Origin of the sequence: Geobacter sp., assembly GCA_009684525.1 — a bacterium.
Lineage (GTDB): Bacteria > Desulfobacterota > Desulfuromonadia > Geobacterales > DSM-12255 > Geoanaerobacter.
In genome coordinates this window covers 936,465-958,695 of sequence record WKKR01000002.1, presented here as the reverse complement: position 1 = coordinate 958,695, position 22,231 = coordinate 936,465, and the positions used below count along the sequence as shown (strand labels likewise).

The following is a 22,231-nucleotide window of genomic DNA, read 5'->3' as shown; positions in this document are numbered from 1 at the left end:
TAGCAGATAAGCAGGCCAGGGCAAGCAGGGCGGAACGGACAAACGTCCGGCACGGTTCCCGGCAGCTGCTGCGATTATGGAGTCGCCGCCGTGGCCTGGCTGCTGTACGGGCCTTCCCAGACATCCGAGCAGACAGAGACCTGCTGCGTGGCAAAGGTCCGGGCATCGACCGACGGAGAAGGCTCGGTCGAAGCCAATTTGCGGACATAGAACGCCCCGAGGGAAAACGTCAGGTCAGAGGCCCCGTTTTCCTTGCCGAAAAGTGCCAGGCCATTCAAGGGGATATCGCTGTACGATCCACCGATGGCGCTCCAGGAAGAGTTGTTGTAGCTCCCCCAGAACGAATACTGCGTGCCCGTTCTCCTGACCCCCAGATAGTACGGCGCCGTGGATATGGAGCCGGTGGCAATCGCGGTGCCGTCGTTCTTTTGCAGGCTGAAATTATTGTATGTTGCCGATTGGGTCCGCCCCAGGAGATAGGCGCCGGTATCGGTGCCATACACGCCCATGCCGGCAAACGACTGGTCAGTGACGGTATAGTCGTTGAGCTTGACCGCGGCAAAGAAATCACCGGCTGGGAGGCTGTTCAGCAGTAATGCCGCCCCTTGTCTCCCACCGGCATTCCAGGTGTTGTCCTGGGCACCGGAGTAGTTGAAATTCAGGGCGCTGCCGCTTTGCTGAATGGTTCCGTTCCCGGAAAGCAGGGTCCAGAGGCTGCCCAGCGAGCCGGCGCTGAAGTCGTCGAAGATTTCGAACGTTGCGGTGCCGTTGCTGGCGGATAGCGCATTCTGGTTGCCGAAATACATGGAAATGGTGTTGGTCGCCCCCGACTTGTACCAGACCGTTGCCGTGGCGCTGCCATCAGTCCCGTAGGCAATCTTCTCCAGCCAATAGGGAAGCTCCTGCCTGCTGGTTTCGTCGTAAAACCTGATATCGCTGAAGTCCGGCCGCAAACCGGGTGTCAGGGTTGGCGAGAAGTAGATCGTGATCTTGTTCTGGTAATTGGGCTGGAAGTTGGACGACAGGTAGACGGACGTCTTTTTCGTCCAGCAGCCACTGGATGCGAACAGGCCGCTGTTCCATGCCCGCACCCGATATTGGTACGTCTGGCCGCTTTCCACGGAGGTATCCGGATACGAGGTCACATTCGCGCCGACGAAGGCAATCTGGGTGAAATCCGTGCAGTCGGCACCCAGGCAGCGCTCGATCCTGAATCCGGATTCGGCAGCGGTCGTGTCTGTCCAGGCAAGATTGATCTGGGTCGCCGAAACAGGGGTGGCAATGAGGCCTGCAGGGGGGACCAGGGCAGCCGTTGCCGTTGCCGTGGGGCTGTAATCGCTCACCCAGTTGCAACCAGCAGTTGCCTTGTAACCTCTGACGCGATAGCTGTAGCTGGTGCCGTTGCTCAGGGCATCATCGCTGTAGGCCGTCACATCTGCCCCCACCGTTGCGATTTCGGAGAAATCGGAGCAGCCCTCCCCACCGCATCTCTCGATCCGGAATCCTGTTTCATCCGGCGTCTGCGCCCACGAGAGATTGATCCGGGAAGGCGACACGGTAGTCGCGGAAAGCGAGACCGGGGGCACCGGCGTCGGCGTCGTGCCGGTGATGGCGCTGCTGTAAGGCCCGTTCCAGGTTGCCCCGCAGATGGTTGACTGGACTTTTGTTGCGTAATCGAAATAGACGGTCGGCTCTTTTGCCGCCAGCTTGCGGATATAAAAGTAATCCAAGCCGAACGAGAGGGAATTGCTTCCCCACTCCTTGCCGAACAGGACAATCCCGTTGAAGGGGACATCATTGTAGGTATTGCCTTTCTGCTGCAGGTAGAAATTGTCGGTGCCGTAGAAAAACGAGTAGTTTTGCCCCGTCTTCTTCACGGCAAAGACCTCCGGCAGTGTCGACGACGAATAGGAACCGATCAAAACACCGTCGAGCCGGGTCAGGCCGTAATCTTCCGGCGGGCCGCTGTATCTCCCCCACAGATAGGCGCCAGTATCCGAACCATAGACCCCGATGCCGGCATGGGTGGAGGTAGCGACCGTATAGGTGTTCATCTTCACTGCCGCCAGGAAGTCGGTGGCAGGCAGCGAATTCAGGCGAAGTGCCGCCACCTCCCGCCCTTTGGCCGCTGACCAGTCATTGGCCCCGGCACCGGCATAGGAGAAATTGAGAGCCCCACCGCTCTCGCTCACGGAACCGTTGCCCGGAAGCAGCGTCCAACGTGCCGGATCGATGGCGCCGTCGTCGAAATCGTCATAGACCTCGAAGACGGCAGGGCCATTGCTCGCAGATGTGGCGCTCGGATTGCCGAAGTACATGTAGACCGCATTGCTGGCACCGGTCTTGACCCAGACGACCGCACTATAGGAATTGGTTTTGCTCTCCAGCCAGTAAGGGAGCTCCTGACCGGTCGCGGCATCGTAGAAGCGCACATCCGCGAAATCGGCCCGGACTGCGGCGTTGGAGGAGATGGTCACCCTGGTCTGGTAGTTGGGCTGGAACGAGGAGATGTTCAGCGGCACGCGCCATTGCCAGCAACCGCCGCCGCTGTTTGAAAATCCTCTGCTCACGGCATTGACCCGATAGCTGTAGCTGGCCCCGGTGCAGACCGAAGCATCGGCGTACGCGCTGCCGACAACCGTTGCGATCGCCGTGAAATCGCTGCAGGCGTCCCCCAGGCAGCGTTCGACGTTGTACGCCGTTTCGGACCGGGCATTGTCCAGCCAGGAGAGGTTCAGTTGCGTGGTGTTGTAGGGCGTAACGGTCAGTGCGGGCGCCAAAACGGCGGTAGTTCCGCCGGTAGGCTCGCTGTACGGGGTTTCCCAGGCGCAGGACGCGGTTTTGTACGCTTTGACCCGGTACGAATAGGTCTCGCCGAGAATGAGCCCCACGTCGCTGTACGTTGTCACTCCGGCTGCCACGGTCGCAATCTGGGCAAATGAGCTGCAGCCCGCTCCCTGGCAGCGTTCGATGACGAAGCCGCTTTCGTCGGTGGTATGTCGCGCCCAGGTCAGATCGATCTGGGTGTCGTAGAGCTTCAGGGTCAGGGCGTCGGGCGCTTCCGGTGTCGGTGTGGTAACGGTCACCGCGGCGCTGTACGGATTTTCCCATCCCAGCGTGAGGCACGATGCCAGCGCCTCTTCGGCGCCAATGGCCGCGGTCGGTTCGGTAGCGGCATACTTCCGCACATAGAAATCATCCATGGAAAAGGACAAGGCATTCGTGCCGTTCGTGGTCTCCTTGCCGAAGAGGGAGAGGCGGGTTGGAGTCAGATCGCTGTAGGGGCCCCCGACCAAAGTCCAGTTGGCATTGTCGTGACTGAGGAAAAACGAGAAACTACTGCCGGTCTTTTTCACGGCCAGGTAGGCCGGTGTTGCCGTGGCAGCAGAGCTGGCGGCGTTGCTCCCGTCCAGTTTTTCCACCCGGAACGAATCTTCAGGGGTCGCATCGTTACGGTACCGGCCAAAGGTATATGCCATGGCCGTGTTGGAGAGCGCAATCCCGGCAAAGGTCTGATTGTTGGCCGTGTAGTTGTTCAACCTGATCTGGGCGTGGAAGTCCGTTCCCAGGCTGGAGCATGCCTCAAGAATCTCTGTCCTTCTCGTTGCGGCAGTCCAGGTGTAATCGTAGCCGGAACCGTAGGCAAAATTGGCGGTACCGTTGCCGGCGGTTATGTAGAGGTAGCCGTTGTCGTTATTATACGACCAGATGGTATCCAGCCATTTGGGCCGCTCGCTGTAGGCGAGGCTGATGGCGTCGCGGAAATCGTCGAAGACCTCGAATGTCGCCCTGCCGTTGCTTGATGAGAGGGCAGCGGGGTTGCCGTAATAGAGATAGATGTCGTTGGTTGCTCCTGTCCTGAGCCAGAAGGTAGCGGTCTCCCCGTCGGTTTTCGAGTCGAGCCAATAGGGGATTTCCCTGCCGGCACGGACATCGTAGAAGCGCAGGTCATCGAACGTGCTCTTCATATCCGGGGCATAGGGGACAACCACCCGGGTCTGGAAGTTGGGTTGGAAGTCTGTTATCGCCAATGGCGCACGCTTGCTCCAGCAGCCGCCACCGGCATTGGACAGCCCTTTGTTGACCGCCTTCGCCCGGTACCTGTAGGTGGTGGCACTGCAGACCGATTGGTCCGCGCTGCTCTGATACCGGGCCAGCACCTCTGCTGCCGACAGGGCACGGCGATAGAGCACCGCCCCGTCTACCAGCCCCTTGTAACGGTTATGCTCCCCGACCGCATACCCTTTGCCTGCGCCGAAAATCGCAACCAGCGCCTTGTCGGTCTGCACCAGGTTTATCATCTGCCTGTTGACAAAGGCCCCATTGCCATAGGTTCGCAGGCGGGTCCCGTCATAGGTGAGCACGACATGCGTCCACTGGTTGTCCGGTGCCGTTATCTGGCCCGTGGTGCTGGAACTCGTATAGGGGTTTGTACCGCCGATGTAATAGGAATATCCCCATTGCACCGTGCCGTTGCTGTTCCGGATGAGCCGGATGAATGGGGTGCTGGTGTCAACGGTCGCCGAATCCCCCCACTGGAAGATCATTTTCTGGGCATTGAGCGGTTCCGGCCTGATCCACATCTCGATGGTCCACTGGTAGAAACTCCTGCCATCGACACCTGCCGCAACATAGCCGTCTATTCCGTCAAAACTCCCGGCCCTGCCGGATTTCCCCCCGGCAACCGTGGTTGCCCCGCCAAAGGCGGTCCCGTGGTTGTCGTTGCCCGAACTGTCCGTCACTTCACCTGCCGCGCCGGTCCAGCCCGATTCGTCCAGGTTCAGGGAGAGCACTGTGGCAGGGTCCTTGTCGAGGGAAGCGATCTGCGTGAAATTTTCGCACCCGGCGCCTGAGCAGCGATCGAGCGTGTAGCCTGAAACCCTGGTGCTGTTGTCCGTCCAGAAGAAGTTCGCCGTGGTCGTGTCGCCGGCAGCAACGGCAAAATCGTTGAGCAGAGGGGCAGAGCTATCCGCTGATGCGAGAGGCGTGTAATCGCTTTCCCAGGGGCATGCGGCATCCTTGTAGGCCCTGACCCGGTACGAATAGCTCCCCGGCGCAATGCCGTTGTCCAGATACGACCTGACAGCCGTGCCAACGGTTGCGATCTGCGTGAATCCGCTGCATCCGGAGCCGGCACATCTCTCTATCCTGAAACCGGTCTGCTCGGTGCCGGTCTGGCTCCACGACAGCAAGACCCGGCTTTCGGACTGCACTGCGGCAGTCAGATCGGTCGGTGCAACCGGCAGGGAAGTGGAGACGTCGACCGTATTGGACACCTGCTCCCATTCCCCTGACTTAAAGGCCCTGACCCGGTAGAGATAGCTCATGCCGCTGCAGACAGATGCATCGGTATATTGGGTGACATCCGGGCCGGCCGTGAATATCTCCGCGAAATCGGAACAAGCCTCGCCGCTGCACCGTTCAACGGCAAAACCGGTTTCATCGCTGAAATCGAGCCAGGTGATGCCGATCCGGGTGGAATCGAGAGGGGTCGCCACGGTTCCGCTGCCGATGTTCACGGCAGTGAAGTTCAAGCTGGTATTTGCCCCGCATACCTGGCTTGAGAGCGGGCTGAAGGGGACTGCCCCCGGTTCCGGCACCACCCGGTAACAGCCGTTGTCGAGCTTGCCGAAGCTGTAGTACCCACCGCTTATGGTCTGCTGGGTCCGCAGGACCGTGCCGTTCATGTCCTGCAGAGAAAGCATCACGCCTTCCTGACCGACCCCGCCCTGGTCGGTCACCCTTCCCTTCACCCGGATCCTGGTGTCGGTCGCCTTGAAGTCGAGATTGCGGATCGCTTCGCAGACGGTCCGTGCAGCCGGCGCAAAGGTGAATGTCCCTGCCACTGGCTCGACGGTGACGCAGCTTTTGCGGACAAGGCTGCTGTACTTGCCGATGTACGTCTCCATGGTGGTCGATGTCTGTGATGAGGAGAGCAGCGTGCCGTCTGCATCCTTTATGGTGACGGTAATGGGGAAGCGCACAGGGGTCCCGCTTCCGTTGTAGATCTCTCCGCCGACATCCATGGTTTCACGCGCCAGGCTGCTGAAGTGTATGGACGAGGAACTGTCGCAGACCTCCCGGGAGGGGGGCGTGAACTGGTACCGTTCATCGACCGGTTCGATGGTGTAGCAATCCGGCGGCACCGGGTCGAATTGATAGACGCCCGGCGTCGTCCATTGGGGGCTCTTGTAATAAACCGTCCCCCCTTTGCGCAGGTGGATGGTCGCAGCGGCCGGATCACCGCTCAAAGCATCGGTTACCGTTCCCCCGATGACAATCGGAGGAACCGCGGGTTGGCCGATAACGTTGAGGGTGGTGATACTCTCGCCCCCTATGCCGCACACGCTTTGCACCGCTGGCGCAAAGACATAGCCGAACTTTTGCGCTTCAATGCTGTAGCACCCTTCGACCACCCTGTTATAGAAACTGAAGGAGCCGGTGACCGTCTGGGACAATACGACCTTGCCGCTGGCGTCTTTGAGGTTGACCGTGACGTTGGGGATATCGTCGCCCCCGTCGTCATGCAGAGAACCGGAGAGCTGCTGAATCACGCTTGCCGGATGATAGGTGAAATCGACGTGACTATCCGTAAAGCAGACCTCCCTGGTTTCGGGAGTATACGCGTAGCTCGCCTCATAGCTCGGCTTCACCGTATAGCAATCGTCGTCCACCTCGCCGAAGCTATAGATGCCGTCGTTGTTCGTCGACGTAGTCCCGACGGTGACATCCCCTTTCAGGAGCGTGAGGTAGGCCGGCTTTCCGGCTCCGCTCTGGTCGGTGATCCGGCCGCCGATGGTGATTTTCGGTTCAATATCGACGCTTGAGGAGTGGAAGTCGATAACGGCAGACTGCCCGCCGTTGATGGGCGATATCCAGGCCGTCTTGCTGGCCGGGTTGAAGAGACGGCCCTCTTTGGCGACTTCGATGGAGTAGTTAACGCCCAACTCCACGGGGTTGAATGCATAATAGCCGGCAGCATCGGTCGTTGTCGTGTCAACGACTGCCGGTACCGCCAGCGGGTTTTTCAACTGTACGGTCACCCCTTCCAGTCCGAGACCGGTTTCATGGTCGGTGACATGCCCTTTGAACGTCGTGGAGACCGGATCCCCCGGCGGGACCTGCGCCGTCAGCGGGTTGAGCTGCGAGTAGGGGGCGTCGCCGGCGTTATCCCTGATCTGCACGCTGATGCTGTACGTGCCCGCAGTCTGGTAGGTATGCTGGAACGTTGCCCCCGAAGGGCTGTCCGTCAAGGCGAGAGGCTGATTGAGGTTGGTTGAGCCGTCATTCCAGCTGATATAGATCGTACCGGTCCCGGAGTGACCGCATTCGTTGAAGTCCGGGTCGGTGGAAAGGTCGGTGAGCGTGACCGTCATGCCGTCAACGGCTACGGCGACATTGGCTGAGGGCCTGATGTTGGTCTCATCGACCGGGATATAGAGGTTATTGTAGAGGAGGTGGCGCGTCTTATCCCGCACCGTTGCCTTGACGATATAATTGCCCCTGTCGGCAAAGCGATGCGATACGGAAAAACTGCCGCTCGCAGTGCTGCCGTCGCCAAAGTCCCAGGTAATGCTCAACGGGGAGATCTCACCCCGTGCGAGCAGCTCTGCGTCATCGACGCTAAAGGTATAGGTGTGGCAGTCCGTCTTGGCATAGGTGACATTCACATAGACGGGCGCCTCGCCCCAGCTCTCATCACCGGTGGGGTGATTCCGGTTGTGGCAGACGATGGTCGAGCATTTCCCGCCACCCGGATCGTAGTCGTAACGAAAGCTTATGCCGGGGCCGGGAACCACGTCGTACACGCCATTCCCATGCTTGCCGGCGTCCTTGATCGTAGTGCCGTCATCGGTAGTCGCAAAATGGCAGCTGGTGCACCCCTCTACCCGATGATCCCCGATGTAATGGTAGTTCGCCTTCGGTCCGGGCTTGAAAAAGGAATCCTGACCATACTTGACCCAGTAAGCCTGCCCGTAGTCGGGGGGCGTATCGTGACATGAGGTGCACGTGATTGCACTGCTTTCGCCCCAGGTCGGCGTGGTATGATTCGCGAACGTCGCCCCGCTGAAGCCGATAACGCCGCTGGCCACGGCGGTCCCGTCGCTGTGGCAATAGATGTTGCGACAGGAACCGTAGGTCTTCCCGGCCGACTGGCTCGGGAGAAACCTGGTCAGGTCGCCGCTGTAGGTGCCGCCGGGAACCGGCGAGAATTGCAGTTGCAGGCGCCCGCTGGTGGCATGGCTGAAGGTGGCATGCGTCGAATGACAGGATTCGCAGGCAATGCCGGCATGTTTGCCGCCTGCGCCGGGATGGCCGCCGCTGGTCGGGTTGTCCGCATGGCACTTGTTGCAATCATCCGGCGAGGTGAACGGGGGAGAACCCCAGAGCGGTGTCTGCGACTCAAAGTGGCAGTTGACGTTGGAACAGCTCCCAAGTTGGGGCAGAGTGGTCTGGTTGAAGAAGACCGCCTTTGCCGCCCCCTTGGCATATACCCCCTTGTCGGGGTGGGGAGAGTTATTGATGTTGGCCGAAATCTGTATCTTGCCGTCACGATGGTTTGGCAAATACGAGGAAGGAAGGCTCTCCTCTCCGCTATGGCAGGGGTTGCACGACTTCGGTTCGACGGCAGCTCCCATGTGACTGCGATGGTTGCCCTGGAACCCGCCGCTTGAAATATCCCGGACCAGGGCATCGACGGGGCGGAAATCCACCGGGTTTTTTGTCCCGTGACACTCATAACACTCTATGCCGGCCAAGGCTCCGGACGGGATGGAGAAACAGGAAATACCGATAAGCAGAAGCATCTTCCGGAGCCGGGATGAAAGCCCCCCACAGAGTCGCATTTTTTCCCCTTTACCTCATGGAACTTTGCCTCCTCTCCCTGTAGTCAGACATTCGTTGCTGCATGTACGACAACTGGGCAAACTAAGGCGCTTTCATTAATTGCACTTAGTGTGCCACCGACTGACGAACAGCAACGCCATAATAAACAACGGTTTTCATCATCGAAAATGCAACAGGGATTCGCTATATAGCGAAACGTATAGGCCAAACCCCTGCTGAAATGTAATGGTAGGGCTCATGAGAAATGGGACAAAAAAAGGGGCGCTTTCGGCGCCCCTCTCGAATGATATCTGACCTGTTCTGCTATTCGACCTTTTTCATCTCGTTGCCACAGGCACATTTGCCCGGCTTCTGGCTGACGGTGCCGCAGTTGCACCCTTCACCGCAGGCACAGGCATACTTCGCCTTTACCGGAAAGGTCAATTCCTTACCCTTTACCTTCACGAAGATCTTGCCGCCGGCGATCTTGTCAATCTTCGTCTTTTCCATCGCCTTGCTGCAGCTGCAGTTGCCCGCCTTGCGAGCTACGGTCAGACAGTCACAGCTGGCGCCGCAGGAGCAGACATAGACCGTTTCACCCTTTTTGTAGACCGGCAGATCCTTGTCGGCAAACGCCGCAACGGAGAATGCCAACCCAACCGCCACCACCAGAGCAATCAATCCTTTTTTCATCACTACCTCCATGTATCAAGATGTCTATGGGATTGAATTATGCCAATTATTGGATAAATTTAGCAACCTTTTTTCTCAACTTTCCCCGGCGCTCTTGGGAGCAGCAGGTTTACGGGGACCGCGGCGCCGCTTCTTCTTGGGGGCGGCAGCTTCACCCGCTGCTTCGCCGGGCCGGGCATGGGGGCGCTCGTGGCTCCTGCCGTGGGTCTTGGTTTCCAGGGGCTTGTGCCGTGGCTTGCTCCGCTTGTAGTCGTGGACGAACAGATCGTCCTCGGCCCACTCCACCGGGATCTTTTCTTTGATGTACTCGTGGATCGCCTCGATATGGAAGACCCCGTCCTCATCGGCCAGGGAGATCGCCTTCCCTTCTGCGCCCGCCCTGGCAGTACGGCCAATGCGGTGGACGTAATCCTCCGCGTCCTGGGGGAGATCGTAGTTGATGACGTGGGAAACCCCTTCGATGTGAAGACCCCGGGAAGCGACATCAGTGGCGATCAGGATCGGCAGTTTCCCCTCCTTGAAGTCCTCCAGGATTTTCATCCGCTTGCGCTGCTCCACATCGCCGGAGATCACCCGACAGGGGGAGTCGTTGGCGTTGAGCCGGTCGAAAAGGAACTCGGCCTCCCGCTTGGTATTGACGAAGATCATGGTCCGCGCCATCCCCTCCCGGCGAAGAAGGCCCAACAGGAGCGGGAATTTTTCCTTGCGCGAGGCATGGTAGACGACCTGGCTGACCCGTTCCGCCGTCATCTGGTCCGGTGTCACCGCCACCTTCTGCGGCACGTTCATGAATTCGTAGGCCAGCTCCATGACCCGCTGGTTGAGGGTGGCGGAAAACATCATGTTCTGGCGGCGGTCAAAAGGGGGGAGACGGCGGAGGATGAAGCGGAGATCAGCGATGAATCCCATGTCGAACATCCGGTCGGCCTCGTCGATGACCAGGACCTCGATCCCCTTGAGGCTGTAGACCTTCTGCTTCAGATAGTCGATCAGCCGCCCCGGTGTGCCGATGACCACATCGGCCCCTTCCTTGAGGGCGTTCTTCTGCTTCATGTAGTCGACGCCGCCGTAGATCGCCTGGATGGCGAAACCGCAGTGCAACCCCAACTGCTGGGCATCCTTCTCGATCTGCACCACCAGTTCGCGGGTGGGGGCCAGGATCAGGGCGCGCGGCTGACGCGGTTCCCCCTGCCGTTTCTGACCGAGGAGCTTGGTAAAGAGCGTGATGAGAAAGGCGGCTGTCTTGCCGGTCCCGGTCTGGGCCTGACCTGCCACGTCTTTGCCCGACAGGGCCAAAGGCAGGGTTTCCGCCTGGATGGGGGTACAATCGGTGAATCCGGCATCCTCGATCCCACGCCTGACCTGCTCGGGGAGGTTCAACTCTTTGAATTGCATTATATTTCCTTGTACCTGCGAAGTTAGGGCCACCGTAACACAGACAGGAAGAGATGGCAAGGCAGAGCGGCCCGTGGCCCGAGGATCAGGGACTGCTCACCGCTAGTACTCCCCGCCTGTCAAAATGGCCGTGACGCTCCCCACCTTGACCTTGGTCCGGGCCTTGACCGGGATGCGGCGGTGGTCGTCGGTGAGCCAGATGGTTGCGCCCCCTTTCCCTTCGAAGACCCCTTCGGGCTTGACCAGAGGCTTCACCACGATGGTGTCGAATTCACCCACCGGAGTGCTGACCCGCTCCTTGCGCAGGACCTGCACCTCGATCCGCTGCAGTTCCTTGCCGTCAAGGATATGCAGGTAGACCGGTCGCCCGACCTTGAGGTCGAGAAAACGGACATAGTAGAAGCTCGCATAGACGTCATAGGTATTTTCGACAATGGGGATCTCTTTCCGTTCGCCACCGATCCGGTCGTGGTAGATCGCCGTGGCGGACGCCTGGAAAAATATCAGTTCGCGGTCCCGGCGGCGCGCCCCCTCGCGGATCTGCATGCGGAAGGAGCGCGACTGGCCGGGAAAGGGCTCCGTCTTGACCAGCACGCTCTCGATGCGGTCCTCCACCGGGAAAAAGGCGGAAAGCCAGTCGTTGGAGCGGGCCGTGGAGACGATCCGCCGCACCATCCCCTCCTCGGTGATCTCCTGTGTGGCAACCCCCACCGGGATGCCGGTCCAGGAGAGGTTATAGACCAGCCGCTCGGGAACCCGCCCGGCAGCATGAACCGTCCCGGCCAGAGTTGCCACGAAGAGACATACACCGAGCCAACAGAGCGCCTTTCTCATGCGTTCGGCTCTCCACCCGCTTCTCCCTCGCGTACCGAACCTTCGTGCGGGAGAATGACCGGATCGAGCGGCAGACGGACCGTGAACGTCGTCCCCTTGCCGACCTCGCTGGAGACGTCGATGGTGCCGCTGTGTTTCATGATAATGTCATTGCTGATGGCGAGACCGAGGCCAGTCCCTCTGCCAGCCTCCTTGGTGGTGAAGAACGGCTCGAAAATACGGGACCTGATCTCCTCGGTCATACCACACCCGGTGTCGGAAACCGCCAGACAGACACCCTTTTCGTCCTGCCAGGTCCGTACCGTGATCGCCCCTTCGCCTTTCATGGCATGGGCCGCATTGACCAACAGATTCATGATGACCTGGTTGAGCTGAGACGGATAGCACCTGATCGGCGGGATCTCCCCGAACTCTCTGTTCAGCGTGGCCACGTACTTGATTTCGTTCCAGACGATGTTCAGGGTGCTTTCGACCAGTTCGTTCAGATCCGCCAGTTCCAGGACATCGTCATCCTTGCGGGCAAAACTCTTCAGGCTCGCCACGATCTTCCTGATCCTGGTGACCCCTTCCAGCGATTCATCCAGAAGAACCCTGACATCGTTGACCAGATAGTCGATCTTCCGGGCCTTCCGGTACTGCTCCTGCTCCGCCAGGAGTTCCAGGGGGCAGGACGCTTTCATCCGTTCGGTCTGCCAGTCGATGAAATCCGTCAGCCGGACCAGGTACTTGTCCAGGCTCCCCAGGTTGCTGGCGATGAACGCGAGCGGATTATTGATCTCGTGGGCAACGCCTGCCGAGAGCAGGCCGATGGTTGCCATCTTTTCCGACAGCACCGACTGGGCATGCACCGCTTGCAACTCCCTGACCTTCTCGGCAAGCGCCTGCTCCAGTTGCAGGGTATGGTCCTTTTCCAGTCGGGCCAGGCTGCGATATCTGATCCCTTTTGCAATGGCGGCTAACAGGCACTCAAACTCGAACGGCTTGATGATGAAGTCGAATGCCCCCTTTTTTATGGCTTCGACCGCCATCTCCAGATTGCCGTAGGCGGTCATGAGAATAACCGGTATATCGGGATCGATGTCGCGAATATGGCCGAGGAATTCTACCCCGTTCATCACCGGCATTTTCACGTCGGTGATGATCAGGTCGCAACCGTCCAGGCGATATGCCTCCAGGGCATCAACGCAGTTGTCAAAGGCCACCACTCGATACCCGTGCCGCTCCAGGTACGACATGATGCTCTTGCGTACGTGCAGTTCGTCATCCACGACCATGATCCTGTGTCCGTGCTGCATGTCGTCAGGTTCACTGTGCATAGCCATCCCTCTTTCCCGGAGATTCGTTTGCATGTAACTGCCCGTCGAGAAGCTGCCTGACGGTTCTCAGCAGCTCCATGGGCGAAACCGGTTTGGGCAAAAAAACCACCCCGTCCGGCAAAAGACCTTTCTTCGCGATGATGTCGACCGGATACCCGCTGACGAATAGCGTCTTCATGTCCGGTTTCATCAGGACAATATCCTCATGGACTGCCCTGCCATGCTTCCTGGGCAGGATCGTGTCCAGGATGACCAGGGCTATCTCCGGGGCACAGCTGCGGAAGAGATCCGTCCCTTCCTCGCCGTCGGCTGCTTCGAGGACCTGATAGCCGAACTGCTGCAGGATATGGCTCATCACCTGGCGTATGGCCGGTTCATCTTCGACAACTAGGATCGTTTCCGTCCCTCCCCGGATCGGCAGGAGCCGTTTTTCCCGATCGACCGCCTCAGTCGCATCGGCAAGGGGAAAGTAGATGCTGAAGGTGGCCCCGGAACCGGGCCTGCTGGCAACCCTGACGAATCCGTGATGCTGCTTGACGATCCCGTAGAGGATCGAGAGCCCGAGACCGGTCCCCTTGCCCGGCTCCTTGGTGGTGAAAAACGGCTCGAAGCCACGGGCAACGGTCGCCTCGTCCATGCCGCACCCCGTATCGGTCACGGAAAGGAGGGCATAGGGGCCGTGGGCATCGGAATCGCTCAACAGAGGATTCCCCGGCTCCAACATGACCGCGTCCGTGGAGATTACCAGGGTTCCGCCATCGGGCATGGCATCATGGGCATTGGTTGCCAGATTCATCAGGATCTGCTCGATCTGGCCGTAATCGGCCATGAGGAAAAGCGAAGAAGCCGACAGATGTGTCTCGATGGTAATATGCTCGCCAACGAGGCGGCAGATCAGAGTGGTGATGGTAGCAACGATGTCGTTGAGGTTTAACAGCCTCGGATTCATAACCTGATGCCGGCTGAACGCCAATAGCCCCCTGGTGAGGTTGGCAGCCCGCTCCGACAGCGCCATCAGGCTGTCGACATAGTGCGGGATCTTGCCGCTCAGCTGCTCCTCCATCTGCAGGATCGTGCAATAGCCGATCATGGCTGTCACGATGTTGTTGAAATCGTGGGCGATGCCGCCGGCTAGGGTGCCGACCGCCTCCATTTTCTGCGACTGGAACAGCTGGTGTTCCAGGTTTTTCCGTCCCGTAACATCGCGGATCACGAGGCTCGTCTTCTGCTCCCCTTCCCGGTCGGAAAAGACTGCTGAGGATATCTCTGCCGGGAAACGACTGCCATCGCCGCGAATCATCGTGAGTTCGCCCCGGCAGCGCCCGGTTTTCTTCCGCTCCTCCAGGAGCATGGCTGCCCTGGCATCGTCCATGTCCACGAGCCTTGACCGGCCGGCGCCGCAGATCTCCTCCTCGGTCATGCCGAAGATGCGGCAGGCCTCGGGGTTGGCCGCAATGATGCCACCATCGATCCTAGTCAGCATGATCGCATCGATACTGTTCTCAAAGATCATGCGGAAGCGCTCGTTACTCTCCCGCAGCGCCTCCTCGGCGCGTTGCCGCTCACAAAGCTCCCGCTTTTCTTTCAGGGCACGCCGGACAGCGGGAACCAGGCGGTTCAGCCGGTTTTTGAGCACATAGTCGGTGGCGCCGCAGCGCATGGAATCGATGGCCTTTTCCTCTCCCAGAGTACCGGAGACAAAGATGAAGGGGATCTGGGGAAATCGCTGGCGCGCCAGAGCCAGGGCGCTCATGCCGTCATAGAGGGGGAGCGAGAAATCGGCGAGGATCAGGTCGATCCGCTCCCGCTCCAGGGCATCGATGAAGGTGGCCTCGGCGTCGACCCGCTCGACGACGATCTCGGGCCAGACCTCTTCGAGGGTGGCGCGGACCAGCTCGCCGTCTGCCGGGTTGTCCTCCAGGTGGAGCAAGCGCAACGGTTCGAACATGGCGGACTCCCTATCTCGCAATTCCGGGCGGCGGTTCGTTGATCAGCGCCCAGAAGGCGCCGAGTTCCCTGACCGCGTCCATGAAGGCCCGGAATTCCACCGGCTTGACCACATAGGCATTGACCCCGAGTCGATACCCCTCGATCAGGTCGCACTCCTCGCGGGACGAAGTGAGGATCACCACCGGGACCGTTTTCAGCGCTTCGTCGTCCTTGATGGCTTTCAGGACCTGGAGGCCGTCCACCTTGGGGAGCTTGAGGTCCAGGAGGATCACCACCGGGTTGTTGCTTGTCCGGCCGGCAAAGCTCCCTCGGCGAAAGAGGTAATCCAGGGCCTCTTCACCATCGTGCACCCATTCCACCTTGTTGGCAAGGTTGTGCTCGGCGAGCGCCTCCATGGTCAGTTCCGCATCATTGGGATTATCTTCGACCAGCAGGATGTTCCTGATTTGGTTCACCATCTCTTATGCCTCCTTTTGCGGCAGCGAAAAATAGAATGCCGCACCGCCTCCCACGCTCCCTTCGCCCCAGGTGCGCCCCCCGTGCCGGCCGATGATCCGCCGCACATTGGCCAGACCGACGCCGGTCCCTTCGAACTCCTCGGTGCGGTGCAGGCGTTGAAACAGGCCGAACAGCTTGTCCTCGTATTTCATGTTGAACCCGACGCCGTTGTCACGGACGTAAAAGACGAACTCACGCTGTGCCTCGTTGTTTGACCAGCCGACCTCGATGACGGCTTGTGCCCGTGTCCGGGTAAACTTGAGGGCATTGCCGAGCAGATTGTCGAAGACCAGCCTGAGCATGGCGGCATCACAACGGACCACCGGCAGGGGCGTCACCTGCCAGTCGATCTCCCGGCCAGCGGTCTCAGCCGCAAGACCATGCCGCGAAGCCTCCAGCACCTGCTGCAGGTTCACGGCAGTTGTAACCATATCCACCCGCCCCATGCGGGAAAAGGAGAGCAGATCGTCGATCAGTTCCCCCATGGTGCGGGCCGAGGCACTGATCACCTCCAGGTAATGGTGCTCCTTCTCGTCCAGCTTCCCCCGTGCCCGCTTGTTCAGCAGCTCTGCAAAACCGGACATCCCCCTGAGCGGTGCCCGCAGGTCATGGGATACCGAGTAGGCAAACGCCTCCAGCTCCTTGTTGGCCATTTCCAACTGGATGGTCCGTTCGACGACCCGTTGCTCCAGCTCCTCATTGAGCTTGAGGACCTCCTCCTCCGCCCTGGTCCGGGCATGCTCGACAACCAGCTGCTGCTTGAGCCACTGGTTGTCGCGCTGCTTCCAGAACAGGCTCACCCCGAAGGCAGCCACCACGACAAGGGCCAGGATGATCACGCCGTTTCTCACGGCCTGGTGGCGTAGCGGCGCATATATCTCGTCCTGATCAACCTTTGCCACCATGAACCAGGGAGTGCCGGGGATGGGGTTCACCGCAGCAAGGACCGGTACCTTGCGATAATCCGTCCCCTCCAGGATGCCGGTCCTGCCCATGACTGCCATGCCTGCGGGCAGATGCTGCCCGGCGTCGAGAGGGATGCGCAGAGAAAGGGACGCATGCGTGTAATGGCGAAGATCGCTCAGGAACAAGACATCGTTCCCCTCCCTCCGTACCAGCAGCGTTTCGGCTGTTTTGCTGGGTGTCGGCCAGGTTCGGATAAGGGGGAAAAGGAACTGCTGCGGGTCGATCTGCAGCAGAAGCACGCCGTTAGCTTGCATTCCTCCCACCAAGTCGCCCCCCAGCCGCATCCAGAGACTGATGGTTTGCGATCCCCCTTCCCCGGCATCCGACTCCCAATGCAGGTCGGTGGTGACAACCTCCCTGGTGGCAAGAACGGTACGGATGGTTTTCCCTTCGACGCGCGACGGCATGGGTTTCGCCGGCGACCAGAGCCGTGGGGTCCCGTCGGCACCATACAGGACCAGTTGCCGGTATCCGCTCTTGCGAAGCACCTCCAACCAGGAGACGATGTCGCGCTCTGACGGGGCATGCGGTGCACCGGCCAGATACCGATGGAGTTGCACCTGGATAATGGCGGTGTTCAGTGTAACAGTGGCATCCTTTTTACGTTCCGCATACCAGTCGGCAATCTGGCCGGTCTTCAGCTCCGCAATCGCCAGAAGCTCTTTCTGGACTGCCTGGCGGGAGAGCGTCAACTGATGATCGAGGTAGAAAAAACCGGCAGCACCTATGGCCAGGGAAAGGGCAATAAAGGTGACCAGGGGGCCTTTCGCCAGCAAGCCGGCGGGCTGCGGGGACGACAAGGTCTCCAACCTGAACAGGGAGAGCGGCCAGACATCCCAACTGTCGTGGAGCAGGGCGATACCCAGCATGACGAATGCAACAGCCGTCAGGACAGCCATGGGAACCGTCTGCCCCCCATACAACAACGGCGCATTAGCCGCATAGCTGAGCAGTACGATCAGCCCCGCGATCATGATCGCAGAAGCCAGCATGGAAGCGAACTGCCGCCACAACCGTCGCCGGGAGAATGGGGGTGCCCGGAGCAACAATGACAGGGAAGTTGCCAGAAAGACGCTGGCCGTCAGTGGCGACATGCGCCCCACGGGGATGTTCCCGAGAAATTGCGGAGAGGGGGAGACCCAGGTGTCCACCGGCACTGTAAAATCAAAGAGGGAACGAGCCAGCACCACCAGGCTGACGAGAATGGCTCCCGAAGAGGCCCCCTGGACAAGTCTGACAACAGCCGGGCTCGACGGCCGGCGCCGGTACAGGAGCAGGGAACCGCTGAGCACCAGCAGCAGAGATGCGGTACTGGGGGCCATGGGGATATAGTCCGAACCCAGCGCGACGATCTTCCAGGCTCCGAGAGCCCAACTCGCCAACACCAGCATCGCCAGAATGCCCACCCCGGCGGGACACCATTCAGCCGCATGACGGAATACCCTGTCGACCGGCTTGACTCGGTCCATTTTTCCCTGGCAGCTCATAAATTAGTCTGAATGCATCAAAAGTCCGTTCTATATTGTTACTATACTAATTCATTGCTATCAACTTGCAACCGTTCCGCGACAATGAGTGCACGCTCATCACCCCTGTGACAGATCTGCCGATGCCCGGAAAAGTTTCCGATGGGTTCGGCAGCAGAATCAAAGCGCCAATGATATCAGATGGTAATACTTTTCAAGGAGAAATCACTCCGTTCTGACAGTCCCGGGCTCTTCCTCCTACATGAGAGAAAATCAATTGATACCCCGATCACCATGCCTTAAGCCGCCCCACACCCGGCAGCAGTAACCAGGAAACGCCCAGGATCGGACTCGGATCGAGCGCATTTGCGCAGACCCGTACGGAACGGCGAGGTCCCGCTTCTTTTGCACGACATTGTGTGGTATGGTGCCTCCACCAATCCCCCTGGACAGGAATCGCACCATGCAGAGAATGATCGAGATCGACTCGCCGTTTTTCATTCCCCCCGAACGCCTTCCTTCGCCGGCCGGGTGGCCGGCGGTATTCGGCAACGACCGGCCGCTGGTGATGGAGATCGGCTGCGGCATCGGTGATTTCATCGCCAGGACTGCCGCCGATCATCCCGACCGGAATTTCATCGCCATCGACTACTACAACAAGGGGTGCGACAGCACCTGCCGTCGTCTCGGCCGCCATGCGCTCACCAACGTCAGGGTGGCGCGCATCGAGGCCCGCCAGTTCATGGCCGAGCACCTCCCCAAGGACGGACTGGCAGCCATCTATATCAACTGCCCCGATCCCTGGCCGAAGAAACGGCACCGGAAGCGGAGACTAGTGAACCGCCAGTTCGTGGAATATGCCGGAACCTACCTGGCGCCGGGCGGCGATTTCTATTTCGCCACCGACTTCGACGACTATGGCCGGGACGTTGCCGCCTTCATGCAGGGTGTTCCGGGGTTCGTCAACTGCCTCGCGCCCGACGCCTATCGTCACGAAATGCCCGACTACCACCTGTCCAAGTACATGCAGAAATTCATGGCCGAAGGGAAGAGCATCTATTTCATCCACTACCGGAAGGTGTGAGGGGGAGAGGAACGTGCAACAGGAAACGGGAAAACCGCTCTATCTCACCGGGGAAATCGCTGGGATCGGCGGATCGATCAAGGAAAATGCCGAAGATTTCCGGGTGACCGAGGTGCCGCTCTACCTCCCCTGCGGCGACGGCGAGCATGTCTACGCCGAGATCGAAAAACGGAGCCTCACCACGCTGGAGGCGATCCGCCGGATCGCCAAGGCCATGGGGGTGCAGGAACGGGACATGGGCTATGCCGGCATGAAGGACTCCAGGGGGATCACCCGCCAGACTCTGTCGATACCGCGGGTGAAGCCGGAGGCGCTCTTGGCCCTGGATATACCGGGACTTACGGTCCTCTCCGCAGTCCGGCATCGCAACAAGCTGAAGCTCGGACACCTGGCCGCTAACCGCTTCTGCCTGGCGGTGCGCGGGGTGGCCCCGGATGCCGCAGACCGGGCCGAAGAGGTCTGTGCGGTCCTTCACCGGCGTGGCGTCCCCAATTTCTTCGGGCCGCAGCGCTACGGCACCCAGCAGAACTCGCACCGGATCGGCCGGGCCATCATCTGCGGAGACGCCCAGGGAGCAGTGGACGCGCTCATCGGCTCTCCCGACTCGGTGGACGACGAGCGCTGGAAAGCGGCGATCTCCGCCTACCGGCAGGGGGACCTGGCAGAGAGCATACGCCTCTTCCCACCTGCCTGCCGCATGGAGCGGGATATCCTGCAGCGGCTGGTGGCCAGGCCGGGAGCCTGGGACAAGGCGCTCCACGCACTCAATCCCCGCCTGAGGTCGCTCTTTCTCTCGGCCTGGCAATCGGCCATTTTCGACGCGGTCCTGCGGGAACGGCTGGCGGGCTGCGACCGGGTGATGGCCGGCGACCTGGCATGGAAGCATGCCAACGGCGCCTGTTTCCTGGTGGAAGATCCCCAGGCCGAAGCCGGGCGGGCCGAGGCGTTCGAGATATCCCCCAGTGGCCCGCTGTTCGGCGGCAGCATGACCCCTGCTGCGGGTGAACCCCGCGCCATCGAAGAGCGGATGCTGGCATGCGAGGGTCTCCCACCCGGGGGACCTGCCGGGGGCTGGCCGGACCGGCTGTCAGGAGGGCGGAGGCCGCTACGAGTGCCGCTTTCCGACTATCGGATTGCACAGGAGGAGGACTGCCTCACCCTTGACTTCACCCTCCCCAAGGGTGCCTACGCCACGGCGCTGTTGCGGGAGGTGATGAAAGACTGGTAAGCATGGACAGAAGCCGCTTTGCTGGTACAATCATGGAAGAATCAGCTCCCAGCAGGTCGGGAAGAAGGAGGCGCGCATGCAAAACCAGGACGACTACCTGGTCAATCTGTTCAAGCCCCACCAGGGCTCCATGGTGGATGAGCTGTCAGTCATCATCGCCATCCTTGCGGGATGGGGGGTAATGAATTTCGGCTTTCAGATCCTGCTCTGGTTCCTGGCCGAGACCCCCAGCGGCGAGGGCATCCTCAGCCGGCTCACCATCGCCTCCTTCCCGTTCAACTTCTGGTTCACCGCCCAGTTTCTTCCTCTCTGGTTCATCATCCTCTGCGTGATCTTCAACCTCTACCTTGACAGGGTCAGCGAACGCCACAGCCGCAAGAGGGACAGAACCTATGAATGACGGCACGACCACCATCTGGCCCATCATCATCGTGGGCGGAGTTCTGATCTCCTTCATCGTCATCGGGATGATGCAGAAGGCCCGCGAGGGATCCGACTACCTTTTTGCCGGCCGCTATATCGGTCGCATCGGCGGCGGCGCGGCCATCGCCAGCAACTGGATGAGCGCCGCGAGCTTTCTCGGCATGGCCGGACTGCTCTACCTGAACGGTTATTTCGCCTTGGCCTACGTCATCGGCTGGACCGGCGGCTACGTGCTCCTCCTGGTCCTGATGGCCGGCCAGATCAGGCGCTTCGGCAAGTACACGGCGCCCGATTTCGTCGGCGCCCGCTACGATTCCCCCCTGGCCCGCCTGATCTCGGCAGTGATCTCCATCGTCATCTCGCTGATCTACTGCATTGCCCAGTTCAAAGGAATCGGCATGCTCTTCGCCTGGCTGTTCGGCATGGACTATCAGCGCGGCGTGCTCCTGGGGGGGACGGCGGTCGTCTCCTACGTGGTGGTGGCCGGGATGCTGGGGGTGGCCCGCAACCAGCAGATGCAATACTTCGTCACCATCGTCTCCTTCATCGTCCCGCTCATGTTCCTGGCCCACAACCTGGGTTATTTCTGGCCCCTGCCGCAGATCGGCTACGGCGTCGCCATCCAGGACCTGTCGCGGGAATTCTCGGTCAACTTTGCCGCCCCCTTTGCCAGCGGCACACTCTTCCAGTGGACTGCCCTCTGCTTTACCCTCATGGTGGGGACTGCCGGTCTCCCCCATGTGCTGTCGCGCTTCTACATCGTCCCCAATGTCCGCGACGCCCGCTGGAGCGTGGTCTGGGGCCTCTTCTTCATCGCCCTGATCTACTGGTCCGCCCCGGCCTATGCGGTCTTTGCCCGGCTGATGGAACTCCGCAGCGGCATGGTACTCCCCCCCGAGGCTGCCCGCAAGATGGCGGACATCATTGTCCTGAAAGCCGCGGTCATGGGTGGCGTCCCGATCTGGATGGTGGGCATTCTCGCTGCGGGTGCGGCCTGCGCCGCCTTCTTCACCGTTACCGGCCTGCTGCTCACTGGTGCGGCATCCCTCTCCCACGACATCTATTACCGCATCCTCAACCCCCGTGCCTCGGAAAACCGCAAGATGGTCATCGCCAAGGGGGCGACCCTGGTCCTTGCCGCGCTGGTGATGGTCTGCGCCCTGCGCCCCCCCGGGCTGATCGCCGAGATCACCGCAACCGCCTTTGCCCTTGCCGGCAATACCATCTTCCCGGTCTTCCTGCTCGGCATCTGGTGGGGAAGGACCAACCGCCAGGGAGCCATTTCCGGCATGCTGACCGGCATGGTAATAACCTTTGCCGAGCCGCTTTTTGGCAGGTTCGTCCCGCAGATAGCGACCATCTTTCCCATCACTTCGTCTGCCCTCTGCGGCGCTCCGATCGTCATCGCCGTCATGATCGTGGTTTCTCTTCTCACCCCGCCGCCATCGGAAGAGATGCGCAAATTCCTCGCCCGGGAGGTCCACGGTCACCTGGGCTAACACCCGTTGCCGGCCCGGCACCCCTGCGTATCACGTAGTGCCCCGTGCGGCAG

The 22,231-nt window shown here is 60.3% G+C and carries 12 protein-coding genes; 4 read left to right on the top strand and 8 right to left on the bottom strand.

The genetic code is table 11. The annotated features are described in order from the left end of the window. Window positions 1-74: 74 nt before the first annotated feature. The 8 genes from GJT30_10395 to GJT30_10360 form a co-directional block, all read right to left on the bottom strand. Complete coding sequence (locus tag GJT30_10395; protein ID MSM40016.1) at window positions 75-8,846, bottom strand: DUF2341 domain-containing protein; 8,772 nt, start codon at window positions 8,844-8,846, stop codon at window positions 75-77. A 304-nt stretch (window positions 8,847-9,150) separates the two neighbouring features. Then, a complete protein-coding gene (locus GJT30_10390; protein ID MSM40015.1) occupies window positions 9,151-9,519 on the bottom strand; it encodes a hypothetical protein in 369 nt (122 codons plus the stop codon). Between the two features lie 75 nt (window positions 9,520-9,594). After that, window positions 9,595-10,914, bottom strand: coding sequence for a DEAD/DEAH box helicase (locus GJT30_10385; protein MSM40014.1), 1,320 nt, complete (start codon window positions 10,912-10,914; stop codon window positions 9,595-9,597). Window positions 10,915-11,016: 102 nt separating this feature from the next. Further along, on the bottom strand, window positions 11,017-11,748 hold the full coding sequence (locus tag GJT30_10380; protein MSM40013.1) for a DUF3108 domain-containing protein: 732 nt from the start codon (window positions 11,746-11,748) through the stop codon (window positions 11,017-11,019). After that, the gene (locus GJT30_10375; GenBank protein MSM40012.1) at window positions 11,745-13,097 is read right to left on the bottom strand and encodes a response regulator; all 1,353 of its coding nucleotides are present in this window, start codon (window positions 13,095-13,097) and stop codon (window positions 11,745-11,747) included. Before GJT30_10375 ends, GJT30_10380 begins: the two co-directional genes overlap by 4 nt. After that, a complete protein-coding gene (locus GJT30_10370; GenBank protein MSM40011.1) occupies window positions 13,054-15,012 on the bottom strand; it encodes a response regulator in 1,959 nt (652 codons plus the stop codon). The genes GJT30_10375 and GJT30_10370 overlap by 44 nt, the downstream gene beginning before the upstream one ends. 10 nt (window positions 15,013-15,022) lie before the next feature. Then, on the bottom strand, window positions 15,023-15,469 hold the full coding sequence (locus GJT30_10365; GenBank protein ID MSM40010.1) for a response regulator: 447 nt from the start codon (window positions 15,467-15,469) through the stop codon (window positions 15,023-15,025). A gap of 6 nt (window positions 15,470-15,475) precedes the next feature. Further along, on the bottom strand, window positions 15,476-17,965 hold the full coding sequence (locus GJT30_10360) for a hypothetical protein (protein ID MSM40009.1): 2,490 nt from the start codon (window positions 17,963-17,965) through the stop codon (window positions 15,476-15,478). A 442-nt stretch (window positions 17,966-18,407) separates the two neighbouring features. Here GJT30_10360 and trmB point away from each other — a divergent pair, with 442 nt between their 5' ends. The 4 genes from trmB to GJT30_10340 all read left to right on the top strand — a co-directional run bounded on the left by trmB (window position 18,408) and on the right by GJT30_10340 (window position 22,178). Next, a complete protein-coding gene (gene trmB / locus GJT30_10355; GenBank protein ID MSM40008.1) occupies window positions 18,408-19,028 on the top strand; it encodes a tRNA (guanosine(46)-N7)-methyltransferase TrmB in 621 nt (206 codons plus the stop codon). Window positions 19,029-19,041: 13 nt separating this feature from the next. Then, the gene (gene truD, locus GJT30_10350) at window positions 19,042-20,256 is read left to right on the top strand and encodes a tRNA pseudouridine(13) synthase TruD (GenBank protein ID MSM40007.1); all 1,215 of its coding nucleotides are present in this window, start codon (window positions 19,042-19,044) and stop codon (window positions 20,254-20,256) included. 76 nt (window positions 20,257-20,332) lie between these two features. Then, complete coding sequence (locus tag GJT30_10345) at window positions 20,333-20,656, top strand: DUF4212 domain-containing protein (protein ID MSM40006.1); 324 nt, start codon at window positions 20,333-20,335, stop codon at window positions 20,654-20,656. After that, window positions 20,649-22,178 (top strand): cation acetate symporter, encoded by a 1,530-nt coding sequence (locus GJT30_10340; protein ID MSM40005.1) that lies wholly within the window; start codon window positions 20,649-20,651, stop codon window positions 22,176-22,178. The genes GJT30_10345 and GJT30_10340 overlap by 8 nt, the downstream gene beginning before the upstream one ends. Window positions 22,179-22,231: the final 53 nt, after the last annotated feature.

Excerpts from the sequence above, each read along its gene's own strand:
- GJT30_10395 (MSM40016.1), bottom strand. The coding sequence starts at position 8,846 with ATGCGACTCTGTGGGGGGCTTTCATCCCGGCTCCGGAAGATGCTTCTG.
- GJT30_10390 (MSM40015.1), bottom strand. The coding sequence starts at position 9,519 with ATGAAAAAAGGATTGATTGCTCTGGTGGTGGCGGTTGGGTTGGCATTC.
- GJT30_10385 (MSM40014.1), bottom strand. The coding sequence starts at position 10,914 with ATGCAATTCAAAGAGTTGAACCTCCCCGAGCAGGTCAGGCGTGGGATC.
- GJT30_10380 (MSM40013.1), bottom strand. The coding sequence starts at position 11,748 with ATGAGAAAGGCGCTCTGTTGGCTCGGTGTATGTCTCTTCGTGGCAACT.
- GJT30_10375 (MSM40012.1), bottom strand. The coding sequence starts at position 13,097 with ATGCAAACGAATCTCCGGGAAAGAGGGATGGCTATGCACAGTGAACCT.
- GJT30_10370 (MSM40011.1), bottom strand. The coding sequence starts at position 15,012 with ATGTTCGAACCGTTGCGCTTGCTCCACCTGGAGGACAACCCGGCAGAC.
- GJT30_10360 (MSM40009.1), bottom strand. The coding sequence starts at position 17,965 with ATGAGCTGCCAGGGAAAAATGGACCGAGTCAAGCCGGTCGACAGGGTA.
- trmB (MSM40008.1), top strand. The coding sequence starts at position 18,408 with ATGCAGAGAATGATCGAGATCGACTCGCCGTTTTTCATTCCCCCCGAA.
- GJT30_10345 (MSM40006.1), top strand. The coding sequence starts at position 20,333 with ATGCAAAACCAGGACGACTACCTGGTCAATCTGTTCAAGCCCCACCAG.
- GJT30_10340 (MSM40005.1), top strand. The coding sequence starts at position 20,649 with ATGAATGACGGCACGACCACCATCTGGCCCATCATCATCGTGGGCGGA.